The organism is Nocardioides dubius (genome assembly GCF_039528155.1).
Classification (GTDB): domain Bacteria; phylum Actinomycetota; class Actinomycetes; order Propionibacteriales; family Nocardioidaceae; genus Nocardioides; species Nocardioides dubius.
Window position 1 is genome coordinate 1 of the sequence record NZ_BAAALG010000019.1, and the last position, 2,412, is coordinate 2,412.

The following is a 2,412-nucleotide window of genomic DNA, read 5'->3' on the forward strand; positions in this document are numbered from 1 at the left end:
ACCGCGGCGCAGACGTCGAGAACAACGTCGACAGATTCACCAACGTCCGACCACCCGGCGGCTGCACCACCAACACCGGAACCGGAAGACCCACCCGCCGCAACGCCCGCAACACCAACCCCGACGACACCCGCGCCACCACCGGCACCCCAGCCTCATCCACCCCCGGCACACACCCCGCCACCGTCAACGCCTCCTGCGCCCCCACACCCGCCACCCCCAACGCACCCGTCACCGGACCACACCCCGGCACCACCACACACGACGGATCGCTGGAATCGCACCCGGACGCGGCGGAGGTCGAGCCGGTCGAACTCTGGTCCTGACCGAGCCGCGGGCCGCTTTGCTCCCTGTCGTCGGCGACCTGCTCATCCACCTCTGCTTGAAACGCCCCTAGGCCCGGAGACACCTGCGGGACTTCGGGCTCCATGCCCACCGCAGCCGCCACCCCGACCAACAGCACGACCTGGGCGAGCGCCGACACTGCGCAAGCACCAACACCGCGGGTCACAGCGTCTCCCAAAACAGGACCGTCCAGACACCGGCTGACACCCGCACCCGCATGACGGCCTCAGCAGAGCCGCCCTCGTATCGCTTGAGGACCTCGCCCGCAGGACCCAACACCTTCTGCCCCGGCGAACTCAAGGTAAAGCTGACCCGAAACCGACCCGCGGTACTCAGCGCCACCGCTGTCTCGCTGCGTGTGCCGTAGCTGCCGCCCTTGATCGTCCATCCCTTGCGCGCAACCTTCTCCAACCACTGCACACCGGCCTGACACCCCGAGCACTCCGCGCCGCTCACCGCCCGCAACGGCTCCAGATCCCCCGTCGCCTGCGCATAGTTCACCAACGCGAAGTAATGCCGCACGAACGCCTCCGCACCCGCCTCATCCGCCGACCTCATCGCCGAAGGCGGCACCGGCACACCCACCGACGGTGCTGCCTCTGACGACTCCGAACCCGACGGCAACTCCACACCGGGCGAACCACTCACCGACGGCGACCCAGACCCCGTGGGCTCGGCCTCACTGCCCGAACAACCACCCACCAACAGTGCCGCCGCAAGCAGCAGCACCACACCCGCCGCCGCACCGACCAACGCCAACGGCCACCCCGTCGACCTACCTACCCACGCCGCGCCCGAACTACCGCGTCGCACCATCCGCCTGGACCTTCCGAGAGACGTCGCCCCAAGTCAACGCTCCCCACGAGAGTAAGCACCCCCACCGCCCACCGAAACCCCTCCACACCAACCTGTGCACAACCCAACCTCACCGGGGCACCCCAGCCACCCCACCAACGCGGACACCCACACCCCCGCCGACACCCCAGCCACCCCACGAACAAGAACACCCCGCACCCCAGAACCACCCCGCCACCACGACCGCCCAGAACACCCCCAACCACCCGCGACCCACGGCTTCCAACGCCGCCCGCCGGTTTGTGTCGGAGGCCACTCCTAGCGTGATTCGTGTGCTCGGGAACCACCCCGTGACACCCGCCCCTCGGAGGCACCCATGCCACGCATCACTCCCCCACCCGACCCGCCCACCACGACCACCACCCAGCCAGACGCGCTCACGTTGAGCCAACAGGCGATCTGCCAAGCCACACTCGCGATCGAAGCCGCACTCGACTCCTGCCTCGACGCGAACCCGATCTACCTGACCACCGCCGAGAAGGAAGCCGTGCTACTGCGCATGCCCGTGCTGCAGGCCCGGTTGACCGAGTTGAACTACCGGCTCCTGGCGTGTGCCTTCGACGTGGCCGACGCCCACGGCGCCCGCAATGTCGGCGACTACCTCGCCCACGAAACGCACCAGGCCCACGGCACCATGGCCCGCGAGCTACGGATCGCACGCGAGCTCGACAGCAGGTGGATGCACCTGCACGCCGCACTCCGCGAAGGGCGCGTGAACCTGGCTCAATCGGTCGAGATCATCCGCTCGCTGAACGCACTGCCCGACGACCTCGACGCAGGCGTGCGTCGTGACGCCGAACGGACCCTCGTCAAGCACGCCGAGGAGTTCGGACCCAACGACCTCCGCCGGATGGGCAAACGCATCATCGACATCGTCGCGCCCGACATCGCCGAAGCCGTCGAAGGCAACGCCTCGCCGATGAAGAGCGCTCAGCCCGCGAACGCCAGCAACTGACGTTGAAGCCGCAAGGCGACGGGACGACCCGGATCAGCGGCCTGCTCACCGACGGCTGCGCGAATCGGTTGGCGACTGCCCTGAACGCCATCACCAACCCACGCCGCGACCACCTCACCCCCGCACCCTGCGGCTGTGTGCCCGACGAGACAGGCGCGTATGCCGAGTCGTGTGGGGACCTCGAATGTCCCGGCCGCGATGCGCACCACGGCGAGTTCGACGATCCAGCCAGCGACGACGCGACCGGAACCAGCGAT

3 protein-coding genes and 1 pseudogene are annotated in these 2,412 nt (G+C 68.7%); 2 read left to right on the plus strand and 2 right to left on the minus strand.

Features of this window, described 5'->3' with window-relative positions:
• Positions 1–484 (minus strand): annotated as a pseudogene (locus ABD151_RS21335) (hypothetical protein); the annotation flags it as partial.
• Between the two features lie 23 nt (positions 485–507).
• Positions 508–1,077 carry a DUF6318 family protein gene (locus ABD151_RS21340; RefSeq protein WP_343996890.1) on the minus strand — a complete coding sequence of 190 codons (570 nt, stop codon included), beginning with the start codon at positions 1,075–1,077 and terminating at the stop codon, positions 508–510.
• Between the two features lie 439 nt (positions 1,078–1,516).
• Between ABD151_RS21340 and ABD151_RS21345 the strand changes: the two genes are divergently transcribed.
• Both ABD151_RS21345 and ABD151_RS21350 read left to right on the plus strand, forming a co-directional pair.
• Positions 1,517–2,155, plus strand: coding sequence for a DUF222 domain-containing protein (locus ABD151_RS21345; protein WP_343996891.1), 639 nt, complete (start codon positions 1,517–1,519; stop codon positions 2,153–2,155).
• Between the two features lie 2 nt (positions 2,156–2,157).
• On the plus strand, positions 2,158–2,412 hold a 255-nt coding region (locus ABD151_RS21350; protein WP_343996892.1), incomplete at its 3' end, for a hypothetical protein.

Bases quoted from the DNA above. Each gene is read 5' to 3' on its own strand.
- ABD151_RS21345 (WP_343996891.1), top strand. From the start codon at position 1,517: ATGCCACGCATCACTCCCCCACCCGACCCGCCCACCACGACCACCACC.